20 protein-coding genes are annotated in these 22,749 nt (G+C 40.9%); 9 read left to right on the top strand and 11 right to left on the bottom strand.

What is annotated here, in order from left to right; genetic code table 11:
* Positions 1–41: 41 nt before the first annotated feature.
* Together RM368_RS03070 and RM368_RS03065 are read right to left on the bottom strand one after the other, a co-directional pair.
* Positions 42–1,085: a glycerate kinase gene (locus RM368_RS03070; RefSeq protein WP_322692687.1), complete on the bottom strand. Its 1,044-nt coding sequence runs from the start codon at positions 1,083–1,085 to the stop codon at positions 42–44.
* Between the two features lie 15 nt (positions 1,086–1,100).
* Positions 1,101–1,433, bottom strand: coding sequence for a DUF565 domain-containing protein (locus RM368_RS03065; RefSeq protein WP_322692686.1), 333 nt, complete (start codon positions 1,431–1,433; stop codon positions 1,101–1,103).
* Between the two features lie 726 nt (positions 1,434–2,159).
* Between RM368_RS03065 and RM368_RS03060 the strand changes: the two genes are divergently transcribed.
* Positions 2,160–2,798, top strand: coding sequence for a hypothetical protein (locus RM368_RS03060; protein WP_322692685.1), 639 nt, complete (start codon positions 2,160–2,162; stop codon positions 2,796–2,798).
* Between the two features lie 268 nt (positions 2,799–3,066).
* The gene (locus RM368_RS03055) at positions 3,067–4,995 is read left to right on the top strand and encodes a glycosyltransferase family 39 protein (protein WP_322692684.1); all 1,929 of its coding nucleotides are present in this window, start codon (positions 3,067–3,069) and stop codon (positions 4,993–4,995) included.
* A gap of 103 nt (positions 4,996–5,098) precedes the next feature.
* On the opposite strand, the gene RM368_RS03050 is transcribed toward RM368_RS03055, so the two are convergent.
* A complete protein-coding gene (locus RM368_RS03050) occupies positions 5,099–8,326 on the bottom strand; it encodes a hybrid sensor histidine kinase/response regulator (protein WP_322692781.1) in 3,228 nt (1,075 codons plus the stop codon).
* A 662-nt stretch (positions 8,327–8,988) separates the two neighbouring features.
* Here RM368_RS03050 and RM368_RS03045 point away from each other — a divergent pair.
* The 7 genes from RM368_RS03045 to RM368_RS03015 all read left to right on the top strand — a co-directional run bounded on the left by RM368_RS03045 (position 8,989) and on the right by RM368_RS03015 (position 16,652).
* Positions 8,989–9,570, top strand: a complete 582-nt coding sequence (locus RM368_RS03045; protein ID WP_322692683.1) for a KaiA family protein — start codon at positions 8,989–8,991, stop codon at positions 9,568–9,570.
* 113 nt (positions 9,571–9,683) lie between these two features.
* Complete coding sequence (gene kaiB, locus RM368_RS03040) at positions 9,684–9,998, top strand: circadian clock protein KaiB (RefSeq protein ID WP_099099291.1); 315 nt, start codon at positions 9,684–9,686, stop codon at positions 9,996–9,998.
* A 76-nt stretch (positions 9,999–10,074) separates the two neighbouring features.
* A complete protein-coding gene (gene kaiC, locus RM368_RS03035) occupies positions 10,075–11,637 on the top strand; it encodes a circadian clock protein KaiC (protein WP_322692682.1) in 1,563 nt (520 codons plus the stop codon).
* A gap of 103 nt (positions 11,638–11,740) precedes the next feature.
* A complete protein-coding gene (locus RM368_RS03030; protein WP_322692681.1) occupies positions 11,741–14,002 on the top strand; it encodes a TolC family protein in 2,262 nt (753 codons plus the stop codon).
* Between the two features lie 464 nt (positions 14,003–14,466).
* Positions 14,467–14,844: a hypothetical protein gene (locus RM368_RS03025; RefSeq protein WP_322670819.1), complete on the top strand. Its 378-nt coding sequence runs from the start codon at positions 14,467–14,469 to the stop codon at positions 14,842–14,844.
* A gap of 312 nt (positions 14,845–15,156) precedes the next feature.
* Entirely contained in the window at positions 15,157–15,666 is a 510-nt protein-coding gene (locus RM368_RS03020) for a hypothetical protein (protein WP_322692680.1), read from the top strand.
* Between the two features lie 206 nt (positions 15,667–15,872).
* On the top strand, positions 15,873–16,652 hold the full coding sequence (locus RM368_RS03015) for a photosystem II S4 domain protein (protein WP_322692679.1): 780 nt from the start codon (positions 15,873–15,875) through the stop codon (positions 16,650–16,652).
* A 117-nt stretch (positions 16,653–16,769) separates the two neighbouring features.
* Here the strand turns inward: RM368_RS03015 and RM368_RS03010 are convergent, their stop codons facing one another.
* The 8 genes from RM368_RS03010 to RM368_RS02975 form a co-directional block, all read right to left on the bottom strand.
* The gene (locus tag RM368_RS03010) at positions 16,770–17,546 is read right to left on the bottom strand and encodes an SDR family oxidoreductase (RefSeq protein WP_322692678.1); all 777 of its coding nucleotides are present in this window, start codon (positions 17,544–17,546) and stop codon (positions 16,770–16,772) included.
* Positions 17,547–17,665: 119 nt separating this feature from the next.
* Positions 17,666–17,878, bottom strand: coding sequence for a hypothetical protein (locus RM368_RS03005; RefSeq protein ID WP_322692677.1), 213 nt, complete (start codon positions 17,876–17,878; stop codon positions 17,666–17,668).
* Positions 17,879–17,901: 23 nt separating this feature from the next.
* Positions 17,902–18,459, bottom strand: a complete 558-nt coding sequence (locus RM368_RS03000) for a hypothetical protein (protein WP_322692676.1) — start codon at positions 18,457–18,459, stop codon at positions 17,902–17,904.
* 486 nt (positions 18,460–18,945) lie between these two features.
* Entirely contained in the window at positions 18,946–19,551 is a 606-nt protein-coding gene (locus RM368_RS02995; RefSeq protein ID WP_322692675.1) for an exopolysaccharide biosynthesis protein, read from the bottom strand.
* A 124-nt stretch (positions 19,552–19,675) separates the two neighbouring features.
* On the bottom strand, positions 19,676–20,560 hold the full coding sequence (locus tag RM368_RS02990; RefSeq protein ID WP_322692674.1) for a lipid kinase: 885 nt from the start codon (positions 20,558–20,560) through the stop codon (positions 19,676–19,678).
* Positions 20,561–21,173: 613 nt separating this feature from the next.
* A complete protein-coding gene (locus tag RM368_RS02985) occupies positions 21,174–21,350 on the bottom strand; it encodes a hypothetical protein (RefSeq protein WP_322692673.1) in 177 nt (58 codons plus the stop codon).
* A gap of 178 nt (positions 21,351–21,528) precedes the next feature.
* Positions 21,529–21,945, bottom strand: a complete 417-nt coding sequence (gene arfB / locus RM368_RS02980) for an alternative ribosome rescue aminoacyl-tRNA hydrolase ArfB (protein ID WP_322692672.1) — start codon at positions 21,943–21,945, stop codon at positions 21,529–21,531.
* A 47-nt stretch (positions 21,946–21,992) separates the two neighbouring features.
* Entirely contained in the window at positions 21,993–22,247 is a 255-nt protein-coding gene (locus tag RM368_RS02975) for an RNA-binding S4 domain-containing protein (protein WP_322692671.1), read from the bottom strand.
* Between the last annotated feature and the right edge of the window lie 502 nt (positions 22,248–22,749).

Below are 22,749 nucleotides of genomic sequence, written 5' to 3'. Positions count from 1 at the left end.
AAGTATAGTGTTTTTAGCTGATTTGCTTGAGAACTAACGCCCTAAGTGCGATCGCAATACACTTGACCAAAGCTACGATCGGGATTAATCTCAATCACCATATCAACCATTGTTGCATCTCTTACCAACGGCGTGATAAATAATTCCGGGTGCAGCGATCGCCAAAAGTAATTGACAAATTGCTCTATCTGTGCATCAATCATCCCCGATTTTCCCGCAGCAATCATTTGTTGTTCTGCCTGTTTGCGCCACTCCAAAGAACAGCGGTAATCAGTGGGATACAGCACAATTAAACTGTCTAATCGCTCCCACAGTGGTAAATAATCGTGGAGGCGAAGATTCATCTCACGGGCAAATGCTCTATCTTCATCTGTGACAATTGGCGGCGGTGCAGTATCAAAGAAATCAGGGTCGATTGGTCGCACACCCACAAACCAACCTTCAAATAGTACAATATCTACATCCGTAACCATTTCTGGATTAGTGCGATCGCCAGCACCTCCATAAGCTGATTTATCAAAACGGGGAAGCATCACCGGGCTTTGCAACTCACGGATTTGATCTAGTATATTTAAGCCTAAGTCTATATCGTGAGTTCCTGGGGGGCCGCGCCAAATTAACCGGGGATCTTGCTGTGTTAAAGCCAAGCGATCGCTGTAAGTTTTATACAAGTCATCCAAAGATAAACTCACAGTCCTGTATCCCAAATGATCGAGAATCAAAATGAGAATTTTGGACATTGTGGTTTTACCAGTGCCTTGTACTCCCAATATTCCTTGAATCAGGGGGCGTCCCAACTGTTGGCGCTGCGATGCTAGTTTGATCCCCAAAGGCAGCCACAAGTCCCACAATATCTGTAACATTTCCTGGGGTTGTACTTGGAAAGTCACTTGACAGAATTCGCTAAAAGCTGGGAAGACAGATTTTAGTAAATGCGATCGCCTTTCGAGCATTTCATCAACATTTTCCGGCGCGATCCCAAAAGCTTTAGCCCTTAACCGATCTGCCAGTGCTGCTTCTCTTGCTTCCTGCTTCCAAGTTTCCCCCATCCCATTGGTTGCCAAAACACTCAGCCACAAATTCATAAATTCTCCATCTGACTACGATCCCAGCTTAAAAGCTTCGAGAAACAGGCTGTAGATGAAACCAACCTTGAGGAGATTTAGTGAGTCTATCAAGAGCGATCGCCTTTCCAAAAAGCTGCGACTATAAAATATCCGACTGGTAATTTCCGTCAACATTACTAAAAAACCAGCTACTACAATGTCTAACTCTGCCCGTTGTCCAGCTGTTGTGGAAGCCGCGTTTCCTAGAAAAAAACCGAACAAAAAACTAATTATCAGCAACGATAGTCGTCGCCAAGGATTTAAAAACCATTGCCCAAAGCGTGTAGCAATGCCATCGAACAAGTTATTGAGACGAGTGTTTTGCATCAAAGGGACTTCTGGGAAAAGTCAAGATATCTTGAAATATATCTATATTAATGTAAGAAGGATATTGGTTTTAGCATCAGCTTGTTTGTTACTATTGTAGATATCTACTGGAATTGCAGTGTTTATTCAAATTTGACTATTCTATCATCTTCTTCAGAAGTACAGTTTCTTAGAGGATGTTTGGAAAAAATAAATATTTAGTTTGATCCTCACGAGCAAGCCTGAAAAAATGGGAAAATCATTCAAAATTCCCCTTTTTTAAGGAAGCTAGTTCGTTAAGCGCGTTTGCTGACTTGTATTCATGTATGGAAGTAAGCTCCTCGTAGGGTCTCCCAACAGGAGAATAAACTTGCGTAGATTTAGAAAGGAGGATCTCTAAGGACTGACGTTTAGCAAAAGACGCCTTGTTGAGGCTGCTAACGGTTTCAGGAAACTTTTATTTTTTTTATAGAAAGGAATTGGTTCAACAGGTATAAATTTATCTTTTTTTTATCCATACTTACGGTTAAAAACCAAAGTAATGGATGTCTGTATCTCTTGTTTTTCAAACATCAAAGAGATTATATCCTGCAAATGTTTTCTAATCAAAACGATATTTATCATACATTCCTATTCCTAATTTGAGGAAAGTCTATATTCGGCTGTTTTGTGTGATTGCCTTTTGGGATAATAGGCTACTATTTGGTCAAGCCTAGACAAAATATTTATTTCTAAATAACTATCAATATGAAATCTTCAGTGTATCGTAACGTCGGTATTACAGCTTTGTGCTTGGGACTGCTTGTTGCTCTGGTGGGATGCCTGGGACTGAGCGTATCCTTTGAGTCCACCAAACCAGATACAAACCCAGATACATCTTCACAACTGCCAACAGAAACTCAAGAGTGGCATACAACTTCGGTTGTACCTGAAAAAAGTATTTCCACTAGCCTATCTACTCCAGTACCTACCCCAACCAATCGAGTAGAACATAGCAGTAAAGAGAATACTTATCCTGTCTTGGCAGAGCGTGATAAATCAACAAGCATTGCCAAGGATCGAGGTACTTTGCGAATGAGCAATCAAACAAATCAGCCTGTGCGGCTAGTTCTACTGGCAAGAGAGTCAGTAGCAAAAGGAGCTAGTAAAAAACAAACTCACTACGATGTACCGGCACATTGGGATTTTGCTCCCGAAGAAGGTAGTGAGAAGGGACTGGTTCTATCTCTACCTCAAAATAATTTAAAGCTGGAAAAAGGAGATGTTTTAGTTGCTTTTGCACAAGATGGTTCCCGTCGTTACTGGGGCCCTTATATTATTGGCGAAACTCAATTACCTAAGTGGAATTCCCAAAATAGAGAATGGCAACTTGTGCTGAGTCAATAGACTTATTGCAGAAGTGCTTTTTGCACTCTTGGGGGAAAAGGTTTTGGTTAAAGGGTAAGGGGACAATACAGAACCTTTTCCCCTTACCCTTTTCCCACAATGCCAAGAAGTCTAATAAATATGCTCAAACCTTTATTTTTACATCCTTACCCTACAGTTGGTAAAGTGTTAAGTAATGGATAGAGGAAAATTGTTGAATTAAAAACTCCGAAGAACAAAAGATAGATAACCAACGACTATTGATTAGTGATTGTTGACTATTGACTAAATGAGAATGAAATTGAGTGTTAAGCACACTGTTGATCGGTGGTTCAACAAAATAGCAAAAAATCCAGCCCTGAGCCTAACTGTGTCGATTTTGTGGTTGATAGTGGTTGGTTGGGTGGCTTTTGGGTGGAATTTGGGCAACATTGGCTTAATTGATGAGACAGAGCCGCTTTTTGCCGAAGCTTCTCGCCAGATGTACGTTACAGGTGATTGGATTACCCCATTTTTCAATGGTGACACTCGTTTCGATAAACCTGCTTTAATTTACTGGTGTCAGGCGATCGCATATCATCTGATTGGCGTGAATGAATGGGCAGTACGCCTTCCTTCTGCGATCGCCGCATTCGGCTTAGTTTGTTTAGCTTTTTACACCATCCAGTGGTATTTGGCTAAACAAGACGAATTAGAGCAAGTTTCACGTCCTACTCGTCGTTACTTAACATCTTTTATAGCGGCAGCGTTGATGGCACTCAATCCCGAAATTATTATTTGGGCGAGAACAGGTGTCTCTGATATGCTGCTCACCGGATGTATGGCATCGGCTTTGTTATGTTTCTTTCTAGGGTACGCAGGGAAGGAAGGGAGCAGGGGAGCAGGGAGCAGGGAGCAGGGGGAAAATTCCTCTCCTCTACCCACTGCCCCCCGCCCCTCTGCCTCTTCTGCCCTATTCCCTAATAAGTGGTACTTAGCTTTTTATGTGCTGATTGCTGGTGCAATTTTGACCAAAGGGCCAGTGGGAATTGTTTTGCCGGGGCTAATTGTTGCTGCCTTTTTGCTTTACGTGGGTAAAATGCGAGAGGTGTTGCGGGAAATGCACCTTCTTGTAGGTATGCTGATAATTATCGCTTTGTCAGTGCCTTGGTATGCTTTAGTAATTTGGCGCAATGGCTGGAATTACATTAACTCCTTTTTTGGTTATCACAACCTGGAACGCTTTACAGAAGTAGTTAATGGTCACTCAGCACCTTGGTATTTTTACTTTGTAGTCGTGCTGTTGGGTTTTGCACCATACTCAGTGTATTTACCAGCTTCTATAATCAGACTAAAGTTTTGGCAGCGATCGCATTGGCGATCTGTTGAACGTTTTCAGCAATTTGGTTTATTTGCCTGGTTCTGGTTTGCTAGCATCTTTAGCTTTTTTTGCATTGCCGTTACTAAACTCCCTAGCTACGTATTACCTTTAATGCCAGCAGCAGCAATCCTGGTAGCCTTGTTGTGGAGCGACGTTTTTTCAGATACAAAGACACGGCAAACAATTCCTGTTTCTCCCTCTCCCACTTTGCCTATCTCCGCGTCTTTGCTGCGAATAAGTGGTTGGGTGAATGTAGTATTTTTATCAATTCTGGCAACAGCACTGCTCAATATCACCCACATATTAGGTACCGATCCAGCGATCAGTAACTTCCACGAACTAATTGAACAATCTGGTTTACCAGTAATCGCCGGTATAATTTGGCTAGTTTCTGCTGTTTTGGTCGCGGGTTTATTATTGAGTCGCCGCTGGAACTACATTATCGGTATTAATTTAATCGGGTTTGTGGCGTTTGTAATTTTTGTCTTAACGCCTGCTTCGTTCTTTATCGATCGAGAACGTCAATTACCCTTAAGGGAATTGTCTGCGGTCATTCTAGAAACAAAACAACCAAACGAAGAATTGATTATGCTTGGCTTCAAAAAGCCGAGTGTGGTATTTTACAGCCACATCCACGTAAATTATTTAAAATTTCCCCAAGAGGCTGTAGAGCATATTAAAAACCAGGCTGCTAAAGGACTAAAACCTTCCTCAGTGCTACTGTTAGCCGAACAGAAAAAGTTTTTACAAATGGACTTACAACCAGATGATTACAAGAATTTATCAACCAAGGGTGCTTATAACTTGGTTCGAGTTCCTTTTAAGAAAATGAAGAATCAAAAAATAGATATATCATAATTTGTCATTAGTCATTAGTAGTCATTAGTCCTTAGTTATTGGTTATTCACAAAGGACGAAGGACAAATGACTAATGACAAAGAACCAACGATCGATGGTTCCATTAACATTTGTGATTGTAACCATTGATAGCTAAAGCTTGATTGATCTGGGTTAATAGGTCTTCCATTGATATCGATCGCGGTAATACTTGGGTAGCGATCGCACCAACAACAGTTTCTATCGATTCCACACTATTCTTCTTCTGCTTGTCAATTTCCCGATCGGCTACTCCATCCTGGAAACTGGTTTGTGAGCGATTTAATCGCTGATTGAGTACCAAAATTGGTGGCAACTTTAAAGGCGAATTTCCTAATGTTTTCAGTGCTTTGAGCACATCTTTATGAATAGAGGTTTCTCCTAAACAAATTAGCAGTAAGTCAACGCTTTCGTGGCGAATCTGTTGCAACACTTCTGCCCAACAAGGACTCATCGCCGCTTTGAAGCCTGCTGTTTGCAGGTATTGAATTAAAGCTTGGAACCATTCAGATCCCCGTTGAGCGGTTTCACTACTAATTGAGCAATTTTTTTCTGTCCGATAACCCTTAGCTGGTTTACGTCTTACCTGGGGGAAATCCCGTAGCATTGTTAAATCCACTACTAAGATGTTGGGAGGGCAGCAAATACCAGAAGCAATTTCTAGTACTGATAGTAAAGCATCTGTTTTCTCGGTGCGACTGCTGTTATCTTTCGCAAATGGTGTCAAGTAAGGAAATACAGATAACCCTGGTATTTTAGAAGCGATTAGGGTAGTTGCAACATCGCAAGTAACCAGTGGTATAGCTGCTAAACGCGGATGTCCAATTAGTTGTTGCAAATAAATTTGAGCGGTGGTACTTTCGACATCTAGCAAAATCACATCAAATTGCCATACCCGCGCCAAAAGTTCTGCCTGATCTAGGTCATCTACTTCAATCACTCGGTGTTCTCGAAGTGAGGGGTGAGGATTGACCGATTCTAACTGGGGATTCACCAACCTGAGAATTCGCAGTGGGGTTTTTGTTGGGATAATTGCACTATTATTTAACCCTATCTGCGGAACTGCTTGTACAGTACATAATTTTTCGAGAACCGGTGCTAAAACCTGATGCTCTACTGGCAAACTTAAGAAACCATCGGCTCGGTTAGCAAATGCTTGCTCCTTTTCGGCTGCCGTTGCGGTGACAATTACAGATATATGACGGGTTGCGGTGTCAGATTTTAGTAAAGTTAGTACATCCCAGCCTGATAGCAGGGGTAGCAACGGATTCAAAAATATTGCTATTGGTTGCAAGCGCCGCGCTTTTTCAACTGCTTCTGTCCCCGATCGCGCAATCACTACCCGATATCCTAAACCTTTGAGTTGTTCGGTCAAATCTTCAATATATCGAGCTACTGCCTCGACTACCAAGACCAACCGTTGCGAACTCGCAAGATGATGCTGTATGGGCGTACTAACTTGCTGACGAGCGGCTGCGGAGTTTTCCCGTGTTAATTGATATCGTGTTTCCTCGTCTTCTCTGATTCCCATATCTGGTTCCGAAAAGCCTGTTTTCGGGGGACTGGGTGGCAGAAGTAGGGTAAACTGGCTACCTTTACCTTCACGCGATAAGAAACTGACATCTCCTCCGTGGAGGCGAGCCAAGGCGCGAGTTAATACTAGCCCTAAGCCAGTGCCTTCAAATTGCCGGGTGAGGGGATTTTCTAATTGTTGGAATTTTTGAAAGATTAAGTGTTGCTGGTGTTCGGGAATACCAATTCCTGTATCCCAAACTGTAAAGGCAATCCATCCTTCCCAACGACTTACCCGCAGCCCAATTTCGCCAGATATTTCGGTGAATTTAAAAGCGTTGGAAAGTAGGTGTACTAGCATCTGGCGTAAGCGCAATTCGTCTGCCACCATCTGATCTAAACCTAGTTCAATGGAAAGACAGAATTGAGGAGCAGATGAACGGGCATTTGCAGGTGGCGGGGTAGATGTCGCTTTGGTGGTTTGAGTGTGGATCGCTTTAGCTTCCGATAGGGCGCGATCGCACACAGCCCGAATTTTCACCGGAGTCAGCGTCAAATCCATTTGTCCCGTTTCCATCCGAGTCAAATCTAAAATGTCATTCACCACACTCATCAGGTGGCGTCCGCTTTGATGAATCAGTCCTGCATAACGGGCTTGACGCTCGTTGAGTTCTCCCAACTGCTGATCCACTAGCAAGCGCGATAATCCCAAAACGGCAGTTAGGGGAGTTTTGAGTTCATGACTAATACAAGCTAAAAACTCGTCTTTTAACCGATTTAGTTGAATTAAATCGGCATTTTTTGCTGCTAGTTCTTTACAAAGTTGCTGCTGTTCTGTGACATCAGTAGCTAAAACCAACCACAAATCAGTGCTGAGTGCAATTTCCTGGGCACCGATCGCTTGAAATTCAGGACTATCTAAGGGAATTTTGGCAAACTGCCAGATTCGCTCTTGACCATTTTGCACTTCGACAACGCAAGTACAAGTACCCACTTGACTATCTAAATAGCATCGGCTATATGCAGTATCACCTGATGTTTCTTGCCCAATCAGTTCTTCTTCACCACTATGCTCATCCCTACCATTGGGATGAACCTTGATTGCTGGTTGGGTGGCATATTCTGCTATTTCGGAGCGTTTAGGGGCAAGTATTGCCTCCACCTGTTGCCTAACTCCTTCTGGATCTTTTAAGCTTCCTAATTGCTGCCACCAGGCGGGATTTCGCGCTATTACCTCGCCAGTACCCGTTTGCAACATCAAAGCCCAAGGCAATCTTTCTAGCAAGTGTACCAGTGGCTGGTGTTTTAATGACTTGGGTTCATTTGGCGCACCATCATACTCATGACGATGTTCGCTAGACTTTTGTAAGCCAGCCATCCGTTCCTGAGCTAGCGATCGCAATAGGCGCGAACTATCCAATAGCCCCAAATATCGACCCTCGGAGTCAATCAGCGCCCAATCTAAGTTTTGGGGTTTTTCGACTTGTGAATCGCACCAGCGCAAGCTTAATTGCTCTACACGCTCATAAGCTGATATTGTCTGTATTGGCTCAATTAGACCCTGACCCCAGGTAGAAAGCGATTGTAAATTTAGATTTTTATCGTCACTTTGGGCTAATAATTTTGGGATTAAACGGGCAGAATACAGCAATCCGATCGGGCATTGCTGTTGATTCACTACTACCAAGCGATCGCACTGCTCTTGCTCAAAAATCTCCAACACCACTGCCAGAGAACTTGTTTGGGGGCAGCTAGGTACGGTTGCCTGAAAGTCATAAAGCGGGTAATCTAGCATTAACATAGGGATTTTGGGGTCATTCTTCCTGTGGAACCCTCCGGCATTTCCATCTGCCAGTTGATGGTCTTTTCGCCTGAAGTCATATCCTCTAAGAAGACTCATATAAGCAACTCTGGTTATTTCAACGCCATTAAAACAACGGGATTTCCCCTAACGGACACGGGAATTGCAAACAAGTGCATTTTTCCAAGAGGCGACGTTTCTAATTTTTAGCAACTAGCCAGCCTCCCCAGTGTCTTACTGGTATTTAAACTCCTCATCGATAGCGACGGCTAAAACAATTATGGCCCCAAAGATTCGCTTTAGAACCTTGAGGAATTATAATGATTTGGAATGCGACAATCCTTTAAGTTCGTTTAAGTATCTTATCAAGGAGCAAAATAAAAAAATCTATCTATTTATATACATAGATATGTAAATCATGAGTTAAATATTGTGTCTTGCAATGCCGACGGATACTTCATCATCAAAGACCTACTAAGTTTTACCAGTTAGTTGCTCCACTAAAATGTTGAGTGCCTAGCACTATCTGCTTGCATAGAGCGTTATTTTGGGGTTAAATCAGTAGTTTACTGCACACGCAGTATTTCCCTACTAAGCGTTAGCCAAACTTATCAGCCCATGTTGATTGGTCAGGGCGATCGAGGAGATATATTCAAGAATAGATGTTATTACCGATATTGATTCTGCAATCTAATCTTAACAGATGCTTAAATAATCCAGTTAACTTAGCCAACCTAAAAGGTTTGAGTACGTGGGTGGGGCAATGGATAAACGCAATTATTGCCCAATTTTGCTACTTACCTGTTGCTGTAACAAGCTCTGGAACAATCAACTATTTACCAAATTGGCTGCTACTAAATCCAAGTAAGGCATACACTCTTCAGTACGTTTATGTATTTGCCAGTCAGATGCAAAAAAGCCAGCAGTATTTTCAGGAGATGACTCCGGCAGAAAGAGAAGCATTATTAAGACAGCTTAAAATAGATTATAGCGTGATTCTTATAGATTATTTTACTACAGACAAAACACTCAAAGATAAAATTGATAAATTTATCAATACTATATTTTATGCTAATATTCCTGTGCCCCAAATAATCGAAATTCACATGGATATAATTGAAGAATTTTCTAACCAGCTAAAATTAGAAGGTAGGAGCAATGAAACTTTACTTGACTACCGCCTAACGTTAATAGATATCTTAGCTCACCTGTGCGAAGTCTATAGGAATTCGATTTCTAGATAAAATAAATTAAATTTATTGCTTTGTGTTCAACTTGGAACAAGCTACAACTGTGAGTGAGTAACGATGCATGGAAAAATATTGTATTCCTCTATTTATGACTAGTTATTAAGTATATGAATAAAGCCAGAAAAACCTACGTTCTCAAGCTTTACGTAGCAGGTAACACTCCTAATTCAGTTAGGGCATTAAAAACACTAAAAGATATTTTAGAACAGGAGTTTGAAGGAGTTTATGCTTTAAAAGTAATCGATGTACTGAAAAGCCCACAACTGGCGGAAGAAGATAAAATACTGGCCACACCAACATTATCTAAAATTTTGCCTCCACCCGTTCGCAAAATTATTGGGGATCTTTCAGATAGAGAAAGAGTGTTGATTGGATTGGATTTGCTCTATGAAGAACTGAGTGAAGAAGACTTTGAAGAGTAAATTTTTAATCATAAAAAATTAAGTCAAAACTTTAGTAATAAAAAAACAGGTTTTAATCCCCTTTTGTTATCAAGCAATGAGTGAAAACGAGCAAGTAGAACCAAAACAACCACCGATAATTAGGGGTGTAGAAAAAATTCGGACGATGATCGAAGGGTTTGACGATATTAGTCATGGTGGTTTACCAATTGGGAGAACTACCTTGATTAGTGGTACATCTGGCACAGGCAAAACCTTATTCTCTCTTCAGTTTCTCTATAATGGTATCACCTACTTTGATGAACCAGGAGTATTTGTAACCTTTGAAGAATCACCGAGTGATATTATTAAAAATGCCAATATTTTTGGTTGGAACTTACCCCGCTTAATTGAAGAAGGCAAGTTGTTTATTCTTGATGCTTCTCCCGATCCAGAAGGTCAAGATATCGTAGGAAATTTTGACCTTTCTGCACTCATTGAACGCTTGCAATATGCCATCCGCAAATATAAAGCTAAACGAGTTTCAATCGACTCAATAACAGCAGTATTTCAGCAGTATGAAGCGATGGGAGTTGTGCGACGCGAAATTTTTCGCCTGGTAGCACGCCTCAAACTACTAAGTGTCACCACTCTAATTACCACTGAGCGTAGTGAAGAATATGGACCCGTTGCCTCTTTTGGAGTGGAAGAATTTGTTTCCGATAATGTAGTAATTGTTCGCAACGCTTTAGAAGGAGAACGCCGCCGTCGCACAATTGAAATTCTCAAGTTGCGCGGCACAACTCACATGAAAGGCGAGTATCCTTTCACAATTACTAATGAAGGAGTTAACATCTTCCCACTCGGAGCAATGCGCTTGACTCAACGTTCTTCTAATGTCAGGGTATCTTCTGGTGTCAAAACTTTAGATGAAATGTGCGGTGGGGGTTTCTTTAAAGATTCAATTATTTTGGCGACAGGAGCTACAGGTACTGGTAAAACGCTGTTAGTAAGTAAATTTATTCAAGATGGCTGTCTCAATGGAGAACAGGCGATATTATTTGCTTATGAAGAGTCACGCGCCCAACTATCTCGTAATGCTTCCTCTTGGGGAATTGATTTTGAAGAATTAGAACATCAAGGTTTACTCAAAATAATTTGTACCTATCCTGAATCAACTGGTTTAGAAGACCACTTACAAATTATTAAATCAGAAATTGCTATTTTCAAACCTGCTCGAATCGCCATTGATTCTTTATCAGCATTAGCTAGAGGAGTTACGAATAATGCATTTCGGCAGTTTGTAATTGGTGTGACAGGTTATGCTAAACAAGAAGAAATTACTGGTTTTTTTACCAACACAACCGACCAATTTCTAGGAGCGCATTCGATTACTGACTCTCACATTTCCACGATTACCGATACAATTCTGATGTTACAGTACGTAGAAATTCGTGGAGAAATGTCGCGGGCAATTAACGTATTCAAAATGCGCGGATCTTGGCATGATAAGGGCATTCGTGAGTATAATATTACTGCTGATGGGCCCGAAATTAAAGATTCTTTCCGAAACTACGAACGGATTATCAGCGGTGCTCCTACTCGCGTTAATATCGATGAAAAGGCGGAACTTTCTCGCATTGTTAGACGTTTTGAAGACAAACAGAGTTCCGAACCCTAAATTTAGTATCGTAGTATATTCTTTCCTAAGTTTAGTATCGTGCTATATTCTGTGGTGAAGAAAGGTTTTCTGCCGCTAGATTGATTTTCGTGTGAGGGATGCGGTGAAAGGACAGCAATTATTTTATAGCTTCTTACCTGGTGTAACGGCAGCAGTTTTAACAACTCAGCCTGCTTGGGCTGGTACTGCGAAACTAACTGGGATACAACTGGCATCTTCTCCTAGTGTTTTGACTTCTACTTATGGTCAAGGCTTGGTTGTGGATACCATAAAAAATAGGCAACTGCCTAACAGTGCAAATGTTAGTGTTCCAACCCTAATACCTGCTTTGGGTTTTACTAAACTTAGTGTGAAACCTTTAAGTAATAACAGTATTCCCGTATTTACGGCTGAAAATACTGTTGTGCCAATAAAACAACTACTTAAGAAAGATAAAGGTAGATTTTTTAGTTTGACACCTACCTCTAATTCTTCCGAAACTCAAAAGAACCAAAAACAGAGTAATTCGAGTGCTTCTGGGCAGAAATTAAAGAAGATACTAGTTCCCAACTATACTTCAAAACCCCTTTCTGTCCAAAAAGAAATTTTGTCCCTGTCTTCTGCACAGCAGCCAGTGGTTCAAAAGAAAAATACTGTTACTCAGTTGCAAACATTTTTACAAACTTCAGCCACAGGTGCAGGAGCAGCAAAACTTTTGTCAGCGCAGAGGTGTCCACAGGAGTTGAGCAAAAGTAAAACTGACTCCTTGGCTATGCTGCTAACCTCAAGCACCTGCTTACAACAAAATGCTATTGGTCGCTTGGCTCAGAGTAATACCACGATTCCGGCGGATTCGACGCCAATCACTGTGCCAGGAACTGCAACTCCTGTGCCGTCAGGGTCGGAGCAACCTTCTACTCTGCCAGGAACCGTAACTCCTGCACCGTCAGGGTCGGGGCAACCTTCTACTCTGCCAGGAACCGTAACTCCTGCACCGTCAGGGTCAGGGCAACCTTCTACTCTGCCAGGAACCGTAACTCCTGCACTGTCAGGGTCGGTGCAAATTCCAGAGAACCTGATTCCTAACTCAAATCCCCTGCAATTTCCCACCAAACCGGAGGAGGTGCAACTTCAAGGAAATCAGCCGATTACTTTGGCACAGGCTCTGGAGTTGGCACGGCGTAACAATCGGGATCTACAGGTGTCCTTATTGGAGCTAGAACGCAATCGAGCGGCTCTACGCGAGGCACAAGCTGCTTTATTGCCCACTCTGGGAGTTAGCACGGATCTGACTCGTAGTCAGTCTTCTAGCGGTCAACTTCAGAACGAATTAAGCGGACCGTTTGCCGCTAACCAAGATCGACCCAGTACATCTTTTTCTGGTCAAGCACAACTTTCATATAACCTTTATACTTCTGGAAGAGTGCAAGCTAGCATCAGAGCGGCTGAAGAACAGGTACGCTACTATGAGCTTGCCGTAGAAACTCAGTCTGAGACAATCCGTTTGAATGTTGCCACAGACTACTACAATTTGCAACAAGCGGATGAACAAGTACGCATTAGTCAGTCGGCTGTGGTAAACTCTGAAGCTAGTTTGCGTGATGCAGAAGCTTTAGAGCGAGCTGGGGTTGGTACGCGGTTCGATGTGTTGCGATCGCAGGTGAATTTAGCAAATGCCCAACAAAATTTAACTAATGCTAGATCCCAGCAGTTGATTTCCCGTCGTCAATTAGCAACTCGGATAAGTTTGCCGCAAGGAATAAATATCAGTGCCGCTGACCCTGTACAATTAGCTGGTCTTTGGAACCCAACCCTAGAACAAAGTATTGTGTTGGCTTATCAAAATCGTCCGGAACTGCAACAGTTTTTGGCACAACGCAATACTAGTGAGCAACAGCGTAGACAGGCTCTTGCAGAACTGGGCCCCCAAGTTAGTTTGGTCGCCAGCTACGACCTGCTCGATCAGTTCAATGATAATGTCAGCGTTACTGATGGTTATTCATTCGGAGTTAGGGCAACTCTAAGTTTGTTTGATGGCGGAGCAGCAAGAGCAAGAGCATCTCAACAGAGAGCTAATATTGCGATCGCAGAAACTCAATTTGCTGAACAGCGCAACCAAATTCGGTTTCAGGTAGAACAAGCTTATTCTACCCAGCAATCTAGTTTGGAGAATGTTCAAACCGCTAATACAGCTTTAGAACAAGCCAGGGAAGCTCTACGTCTAGCGCGTTTGCGATTCCAAGCTGGTGTAGGTACTCAAACTGATGTGATTAACTCTGAAAACGACCTCACACAAGCTGAAGGTAATCGAGTTACAGCAATTTTGGATTACAACCGCGCTTTAGCTCAGTTACAACGGTCTGTTACCCTCAGAGCATTCCGCTAATTAGCTGAAACTCAACTGAATCAGTATTTTTGACTGCTGTTGTGTTTTGTAATCTACTTTGCACCTTCTATCAGAGGATCGCAGATTCCAGTAACGTTTTTGATAAAAAGCTAGCTAAAAGCCTCATTTATTCAGTGTATTAACTGGAAAGATGAGGCTTTTTAGTCCAAAAAGCAATATTGTAAATTGTAATTCTTGAGACATTCTTTAGCGATCGCTAAAGAATTACGCCAACAAAATCTGAAGGGTAAGAGTTGTTTCAATACTTGTCGGGTTTTGGGGAAAAGGGGAAAGAAAAAACCTTTAACCTTTTCCCCAAATCCAATTCCGAGTCAAAAATCCAAAACCCGAGCAGTATTGAGAGTTGTTTTTGTGAGATATGTATTGGACTTAACAGATAAGCGCTATAGTCAAATTTGGACTAACATAACTGAGTGTTCGCTCGCTTGCCTTGTCAAAGACTCATGACTAAAGTAACATCTCAAGAAATTGCACAGTTTCGCTCTCAATTGGCAGACGATCCTAGCGATATGGAAGCGCTGGATTTAATTGAAGACTGTGATGGAGATTTGGAAGATGCAGCGATGACGCTAGCTATCCGAGCAGGACAACAACCAGAAAGAGCAAATTCCGAGTGGTTAGATGCCTTGGCTAGAAAATGGCGTGTGGTCGTTTGCGAACCAGAATATCGAGAAGATTTGCTTAATACTTCTCTTGTGAAGATGATGGAACATCTAAAAACAACGCCAACGTTTCCTAAGATTTTGGCAACGCCAGTTTTGCTATATGTCCTCAAGCAAGGCGTAAACAATTTTTGTGAGCCACTAGATTTGCTAAAATGATCGTCCCATATTTTAATCGTGAGATTAAAATCGCGGCTACGCAAACATAGACGCAAAGCGGCTTCAAAGCCCTTAATCTGACCTTAGTCCGTGCAGACAGACTAGCCTGTGGGAAGACTTCCACTGCATTTGTGTAGTCCTTGTAGTGCTTTGGTGCAAGATGTGAGCCTAATACTACTCGCGTTTTGGATTTTGAACTCAGAATTGGGTGCAAAAAGCACTTTTGCCAAGAGGTCTATGCGAGGGTCAATCCACCAGGACTGATACGCTGTTAATTAAGGCAAAACTTCTATTAGACAAATTGTAAAATCAATGAATTACCTTGTTGCCGTATTACCAGACCGCATTCAAGCCGAAGCTGCTTACTTAGCTTTAGAAAAAGAAGGCATTAACAGCACTATTTTGGGAAGGGGGTATAAAACGGCTGACGAGTTTGGCTTAATTGACCCCAAAGATCAAGCTAAAAAGCAAGCAAAACAGATGGCAACCTGGCTGATACCATTTGGCTTTTTTGCAGGTTTTACATTCAGCCTGATTACTGGTTTAGATACTTTTGCCTGGGCGGGTGAAGTTGGCAATCACATTGTTGGCGGACTGCTGGGTGCTGCTAGTGGTGCAATGGGTGGTGTCTTTGTCGGTGGCGGAGTCGGTTTACTTGTAGGTGGTGGTGATGCTTTACCTTATCGCAACCGCTTAGATGCAGGTAAATATTTAGTCGTCGTTCAAGGTTCTGAAACTCTGACTCGCCAAGCAACTAAAATATTACGTCAATTCGATCCAGAAAATATGCAAGGTTATGCCGATACAAATACTGTGTATTAAATAAATCATAGTTTACAGATCGCCACACAGCGGCTTGAGTTACTTTCCTGTTCTTTGGAGATAGCGTCAGCCGCTGCGATCGCCAACAAATCTCAAGTAGAAAGGCTAACCCAATCTGGACAGAAACTGTAGAAATGGGAATTAAAGCTAGAATCAAGATAGTTATAGCAAATTAATTCTCAATTAATAACTGATAATTTTTAAGAATGTTGCCACGAGAAGAACTTTTAAAAGGTGTTGAAAATCGAGATAGTGTAGCTCGTGCAATCGATCAAGCAGAGCAAGCAATCAAAACTTGGGAAGTGGTTTTGACAGATTTTCTATCTCCCCCAGAATTGGCAGAAATTCAAAGGGTATTTAACCGATTAACAGAAGTGCAATTGGTGGCGTGGGGTGGATATCCGCAAGCTGAACGCCAAAGAATAGCGATCGCTCGTTCGGAACTTCCCTTAGATCGATCTCAAGTCAGCCTTGTAGCTGTAGAAATTGCAGGTAATTTTCTGTTTGATACCGCCTCTCACCGCGACTTTTTAGGCGCAATGTTGGGGACGGGAATTGTTCGTGAAAAGACGGGAGATGTGATTGTCTTAGGAGAACGAGGGGCGCAGGCGATTGTTACACCAGAGTTGGTAGAATTTTTGTCAATGAGCCTCAAACAGGTGCGATCGGTTCCTGTGAAAACTCAGCAGATTGAGCTAACAGAATTAAAGGTTCGGGAACCCAAGAAAAAAGAATTAACTACTGTGGAGGCTTCTTTAAGATTAGATGCGATCGCATCTGCTGGTTTTGGTATGTCCCGCAGCAAAATGGTTGATTTCATCGATGCTGGTGATGTCCGCGTCAATTGGAAGGAAGTTACCCAAGCTAGTTCTCAAGTCAAATCAGGCGACTTAATCGCCATTCGCTCTAAAGGACGTTTAGAGGTTGGAGAAATAGCCGTTACCAAAAAAGAGCGTTACCGAGTTCAATTAACAAGATATATGTAATAAGTTAGGAGTGAAAAGTTAGGAGTGAGGAGTTTTAAATACATCAGTTTATTTAACTCCAAACTCTTGTACAGACGCGATGAATCATGTATCTATTCCTAAATAGATACTTAATACTTAGGCTTTAAAACGTTTCGCTAACATATTCAGTAGAAGTTTGCGCGGTACAAGCCGAGATAATTTGCTTCTAATTTGAGTAGTACTATCAGAGCTAATAACAGTTGGATAGCCTTTTTCTAAAGCCTCTAAAGATTCCTTAACCACTTTTTCGCAAGAATAAACTTTATCTGTACTACCTGCCAGCGCTGGAGGAAAATTAGCTTCTGCAAAAAAGTTTGTTTCTATTGGCCCTGGACAAGTGACTAAAATACGCACACCATACTGATAATTTTCTGCCCATAATGCTTCACTAAAGCTGAGAATAAAAGCTTTACTAGCAGCATAAACAGAAAGGTATGGTATTGGTTGAAATGCGGTAATCGAAGATACGTTAATAATACTTCCAGAACGACGTTGCCGCATCAAGGGTAAAAATTTGTGGGTTAAATCTACCAATGCCAAAATGTTTAATTGTAAGATTTTGACTTGTTTTTCTCCATCTCCTTCAGCAAAATCGCCATAGTAACCAAAACCAGCATTGTTGACTAATAAGTCAATGATTAATCCCTTTGATTTTGTGGCATCAAATACACTAGCTGCTGCATTAGGTTCTGTGAGGTCTTTTACTATAACATCTATTTGAATGTTGTATTGTTCTTGTAGTTGTTTAGCTAATTGGTTTAGTTTCTCTTCAGAACGAGCAACGAGTACAAGATTTGTCTTGCGTGCAGCTAGTTCTTGAGCAAAGGCTTTACCAATACCACTAGAAGCACCAGTAATTAAAGCAGTTGACATTCTACATATTCAGATAATTTTTAAGCACTTATAAATCTTAGCTATGTTGACTATAAGTTTTAACTACCCAAAGTGATATATCCAAAAGGGTAAAAGCAACACTTAGTGACTTTTAGAAACTATATTAATTCTCCAAATATACCAATAGGGGAGATTTTTAAATCTTCTTCATCTGTATATTGAATAGACGAGTCGATTTTTTCTGTTAATTCTGCGTCCTGGCGCGATCGCTCAAATACAATTTTAGAGTTCAAATGCTTAAGATGAGAAAATATTTGCTTCCGTTGGCTTCGTCTAATTCGGTCATAAATAATGATTTTTTTGATAGCCATTCAAATTAATTTTGAATTGTCAATTACCATTTTTCAGACCAATAGATAATTTCTGAAGTGGAACTATTAATAGCAACGCCGTAGCTGTCTCCATGATTCCACTTAAAGCCAGGTCTACCTTTGTCATCTGTATTTAATACTAATATTTCATAAGTAACTGGAAAAGATTCTGTAGGAGAATCACTAGTATAGAAGAAAGTTGTCGGCACACCGTTAGGTTGGTTTATGTGGTCGTTTGTGTCACCACCTATATATTTGTGCTTGGCACTATTTCTATATTGTGAAAGTAATTTTTCTATCTTCTTTGGTGGCTCTTTCAACCTAATTTGAAAAAAACTACTTCCTTGTAAAACTTTGGGAGAGTAAGCAATACGAACGTCTTTAGCATCAAGGGGAATCTCATTAGGAAAATGTTTTACTTGGTCATTTTCAGACCATAGTTGATTACGAATTTCTTTGTAGCGTGATGTATCAGTTATAATTTTAGGCTCGCTAGTACTGCTAAAAGTTGTTCTCAGAAAAAAGCTTCCCCCGACAATACTAAGACTAGCAAGGGCTAATAGAAATTGCGATCGCTTCATCAAGTTGGGTGTATCTAACTTTCATAGTCATATACCCAACTAATAAACTAAATTCGTACTATTGCGGATATCGATTCAGAGATATTAACAGAAACTTTGTGTATTCAGAGGAAAATTGTGAGAATTGTAAAATTAATGTGAAGTTAGTCAATGACTACCTAGTCAAATACCGTAGGTAATCCTCATTGAGGTCAGTACTACCGTTTTAGCTAACGAAATCAATTCCACAGCCATCCTTTTTTTTCAATTCTTCCTGATGCACCAATAACTAAAGCGGATATATAAATAGTAGATGCACCTTAATTAAATCACAGCCTTCAGCTTTTAGTTGAGGGCTTTTTTTTATTGCTGATATTTTTTATTCTGAAAAAATAAATTCATTCAAAAGTCTAATTTTCCCGGATATGGCAATAAATAAAGCGGATTAATAAATGGTAGATGCACCCTAAGAATTTACAGCCCTCAGCCAAAAGCTGGAGGCTTTTATTATTTCAATATTGATGGCAGCAAACTGGGAGCTAACCACACTGCATAACCAATAAATCCAAACAGCAAGGTAATTAGGGCAGTAATACCGTAACTGATGCAAATTAATAAACCATCAGATTCGATGGTGGCAACAGTTAAAAGTAAAATACCGATAGTCGGGATAGGATTTGTAAATGGAATTGGTAATATTAGTAATACTGTTAATAAAGAGATACAAAACCCATTAAGTCGCCAAACTAAAGGATTATGAGCTATTTTTGCTAATCGGGGACGAGCGATTTTCTGGAAAACTTTGGTAAGCCGTCCCAAATTTTGCAAAAGTAACTGGGCGAAGGAACGAGGAAATTTGTAGTTAGCGATTCTTTTCGGTAGCCAAGGCGATCGCCTTCCTAAAACCATTTGCACTGACAACAGTAAACAAGCACCACCAAATGGGCCTGTTAATCCCGGTGGCATAGGAAGCAAAAAAGGCAAAACTAATAATGTAATTACCAGACTAAAACCCCGTTCTGAGGTTTCTGTCAGAATATCGCCTAGAGTCAGCGGTTGTTCAGCTAGGCGTTGCAACAGGGATTTTATATCTTGAGAAAATCTCAGATGCATTTGGCGTGAGTTAATGCGAGTTCCCACTTTGTAGTAGAAGAAGATGAGAGAGAATAACTTTTAAACTTTGCCAATTTTAGATTTTGAATTTCAGGAAAATCTAAAATCTAAAATTGAATGACTCCTAACTCCTGCTTTCTGGGGGTACAAAAACAGCTATAGCTTTAGGTATAACCCGAAAATGAGCAGGTGTGTAGGTAGTGATTTCACCATCTGTATTAATAGGGCGAGGTTTGCGAGTATGTATCTCTATTTCTTGACCTTGATGGGAGCGTACACTTTGCCAATGTATATGTCGCCCTCCTCGCATTGCGGGTAGTAATAATATAACCTGCCACCAGTGTTCAATCTCCAAACTATAAAGGTCTAGCCTTTGATCGTCTATTGTGGCATCGTCAGCCACTGCCATACCACCACCGTAATAGCGGCCGTTACCGACTGCAATTTGAACTGTTTTGACGCGAATCAATTCACCGTTGATTGCAATCTCTGCTGTAAAAGGTCTGGCTTCCAAAAGCACTTGCAATGCAGTGGCAGCATAGGCAAATACTCCCCAGCGGCGCTTAACTTCTTTGGTAAGTCGTTGGGTAATTTTTACACTTAATCCCATACTGGCAACGTTAAAAAAGTGCTTGCCATTTACACAACCCAAGTCGATACGCTGTAAATGTCCATCTCCAATAATTTTGCAAGCTTCGTTGAGGGTATTTGGGATTCCTAAAGTTCTCGCTAGATCGTTGGCAGTTCCCAGAGGCAAGATTCCCAAAGGTAACTGAGTCTCAATTAAGGCATCTACGGCAGCATTGAGAGTACCATCTCCTCCGCCAATAATTACCAACTCAACTCGATCCTTATAGCGAAGTATAACTTCAGCAAGATGTTTGGGATCTTCTGTAGACTCCTCAATTAAATCAAAGCCTAATGTTTTCAGACTTTGAATCGCTTCCGATAGACCCTTTTGCCCTTGGCGAGCATGACGATTTACTAACAGCAGTGCGCGGGAACTCATGGGTGGTACCTTTTGTTGTTGATATGTCCAATTATCCGCATCTGTGTATTCTGCTTGATGTTGACTTTAAAAAAGTGTTTATGTTGTGATGAAATTTATCAAAAATTCATTTTCATAACACTTATTATATTGTGACTATTAATTTTTAATTTTTCTTTAGTTTAGCTCTACTTGCCCTCAGTGTGTTTATCTTCAGCAAATATAATTATTACTCCTCAAATAAATGAATTTTAGGTGTTTTTATTTATCAAATAGCGAGTTGTTCAAATATTATTATGCCAAACACAAGGGATATTTTTCATTAAAATAGATACATTTACAGCAGATTGCAACTTTGTGATGTACAGATTATTGTAAGGGCACAACAATATTCATAAGTGTCAACTTAAGCTAAAAGCTTTGTCAAACTTTCGTTTCCAGCTTCTGGGCTGGAAATGCACTTTAATTGGGCTGCTGCCGCGAGTTCGGGAGGCGGAGCCTCTAGAACAGCATTCCTAGTCTGAGCAGGGGAAGGAGACAAACGCTGTTTATAGCGCTTCTGTGTTGAATCCAATACAGCGCTAGTTGGTTGCTTAACGGCGGGAAATCCCTATCTCCATTTGGAATTTTGGTTTTATGACTTTTTCGGGTCGGTGTTGCGACCAATAATTGCTTGAAACACGTCCCCTAGTAAAAAGAAAAATGCCGCAACTAACACTACAAGCATTAAACCCGCAAGAGCCGCAAAGGGAGAAATGATAAACAATATTAAAAGCGCAAACATCAAAATATTTAGTAATGTCTTATTCATCTTTTTTGATATTGAATAATATGTCAGTATCTAGGCATAAATAAATTTCAAGTTTGTAGTAAGGACTTTAGTCCTGATAATCCTTGCTCTGAGCGATAAATCGCTCACTATAAACTAGGAGTTTATTTGATATTTAATTATGTCTACCTACTTATGTTCTCTACAAATAATCGATAAATTAACAATCTGTCACCTGTCTTCTGTTAGATTTAATCTGTGCGCGCTTACTTTTGCGATCGAGGCGTTTTCTTTGAGAACTGCGAGTTGGTTTAGTGGGTTTGCGTTTGATTGTCACGACAACTGCGCTTTGAATGAGTTCTTGAAGTCGTTTCAAGGCTGACTCGCGATTGTTCTCTTGGCTTCGATGTTCCTGGGCTTTAATTACAACTACTCCTTCTTGGTTAATGCGGCGATCGTTGAGCTTTAAAAGCTGTTGTTTATAATAATCAGGTAATGATGAAGCCGCAATATCGAAGCGCAAGTGGATCGCGGTGGAAACTTTATTTACATTTTGTCCTCCTGCTCCTTGAGAGCGAATCGCAGTAATTTCAATCTCAGTCTGTGGGATAATAACATTATTGGAAATTTGCAGCATTACTCACAAGGCAAAAGAGAAACTTGTAACTTTGAGATAAACTTTCTTTACTCGGTTTGCTTGGCTAAATCTATCATTAAATCTGGGTCTTCATTGTTGTTCAAATTCACTTCTAAAGTCTGTCCTTGGATTGTCACTTTATCGCCCGGTACTAGTCGCCGTCCTCGTCGAGTTTCCAGCATCCCGTTTACTTGGACATCACCACCTTGAATCATCAACTTGGCTTGGCCTCCAGTTGGCACTATACCCATCAACTTTAAAAATTGATTTAACTTAATTGTGTTGTCTCTAATTTTCTTCATAGTAAATAAATCTACACGATCTTAATTGTACCGTTACCTTATCAAGCTAAAGCGTAAATCTGTTACACCAGATAATCAGCTAAGTACAGTATTTCATTAATTCGTAGCAAATTTAATTTGGCAATACCCTGCAATATCAATGCGTTGGCGAACAATGCCGTTGTGTCGCCCTGCGTTTAACAACGTGATGCTTTTAAGCAAAACTTTGCTGAGAAATGTGAATTTACAGCAGTTTTCATTTAATTGAACTGTATATGTTGTAGAAGCACAACAATGCTGTACCTCTACTGTGTGGTGTATTTACCTGAAAATTGCTAATTTTATTAATTGGCTGTGATGAAGCGACGCCGATAGCAAAGCGTTAGCGAGTCTACGTACCCCTATGGGGAAGCAAGCTACGCGTAGCGTCTCGTAGAGAGCGTCATTGCCCGTCGTAGATATCGCTCTAACAAAAACTGTAATACCAGTTATTATCTATAATGTTGATCGACAAAACTGCCAG

Source organism: Nostoc sp. DedSLP03 (genome assembly GCF_034530815.1).
GTDB lineage: Bacteria > Cyanobacteriota > Cyanobacteriia > Cyanobacteriales > Nostocaceae > Nostoc.
Note: the sequence above shows the minus strand (reverse complement) of the source record. Positions and strands in the feature narration are given on the sequence as shown.